The sequence below is a fragment of the Ornithinibacter sp. genome (assembly GCF_035443565.1).
Classification (GTDB): Bacteria; Actinomycetota; Actinomycetes; order Actinomycetales; family Dermatophilaceae; genus Fodinibacter.
This window is the reverse complement of the sequence record NZ_DAORSO010000443.1, coordinates 1-1024: the sequence shown is the minus strand read 5'-3', so window position 1 is coordinate 1024 and position 1024 is coordinate 1. Positions and strand designations below refer to the sequence as shown.

At 73.3% G+C, this 1024-nt stretch carries 1 protein-coding gene; it reads right to left on the bottom strand.

Annotated elements, in window-relative coordinates; all coding sequences use genetic code 11:
* Positions 1-1000 (bottom strand): hypothetical protein (locus tag PLL68_RS15825; protein WP_324535741.1); only part of this gene is annotated, 1000 nt, incomplete at its 3' end.
* Positions 1001-1024: the final 24 nt, after the last annotated feature.

Below are 1024 nucleotides of genomic sequence, written 5' to 3'. Positions count from 1 at the left end.
CCCAGTCGCGCTCGATGGTGCCGTCGGCGCGGGGTCGAAGTGCCTGCGACAGCGACGCGGACTGCACCGTGGGGCGGGCCAGCACCACCAGGGGCGCCTGCGCCGGGCCCTCCGGGTCGGGCTGCAGCACGACGGCGACGACGTCCCCGTCCTCGCCGGAGGTGACGATGCCGCTGGTGACCAGAGTTCGCGGTGTCAGGCGGGCCGGGTCAAGACCGCGAGGCCCCTGGTACACGCTGATGAAGGGTTCGGAGTACGTCACGCCCGGCTCCGGGGGATCGGCGCCGTCGACGTCGTTGCCTTGGGAGTTGTGGGCGAGGATCAGCACGGCTCGTTGGGTGCCGATGTCACCGGCCCACAGCAACCGGTTTCGTGGGTCGCCCGACCGCAGGGCCAGCGCGATGACCGCGGCGTCGTCGGCCAGAGGGCCACGGGGTGTCCACTGCGTCGCAGAAGCCCACCGAGGGTCCTCAGGGGCCAGGCGGGCCGTGGTGGTCGTGGACATCGAGGGAGCGTCGGCGCTGCCGCGGCGCACCAGAGCGGCGCCGGCGGCAGTGAGGGCGAGGGTGGTGGCACCTGCGGTGAGGAGGGTGCGTCGTCGGATGCCGGTCGTGCGGGTGGCGACGAGGGCGGCGGGGTCTGGTGGGTCGTGGGTGTCGCGCAGGAGGTGGTCGATGGCGGTGCTGACGTCGCGTTCACGACGCCACGGGGAGGGGTCGCGACCATCGGCGAGGTGTGCGGCGTCGTGGGCTGCGGTGAGCCGCGCGTCGAGGGATGCCGCGTGGTCGGTGAGGGTGGCGGGGTCGGTGTCGCGGGTGGCTCGGCCGCGGGTGGAGGTCTGCTGGAGAAGGTGGGAGACGGCGTCGGGGTCGAGGTCCCACACGTGGTGGGTGGCCAGGAGGGCGCGCTCGATCGGTGGTGCGGAGCGGATGGCGTCTATGAGGGCGGTGGTGACGGGGTCGGCGGTGGCTGCGTCGTCGGTGGTACCTGCGTCGCGCACCGCCTCGTGGGACACATCCGACCT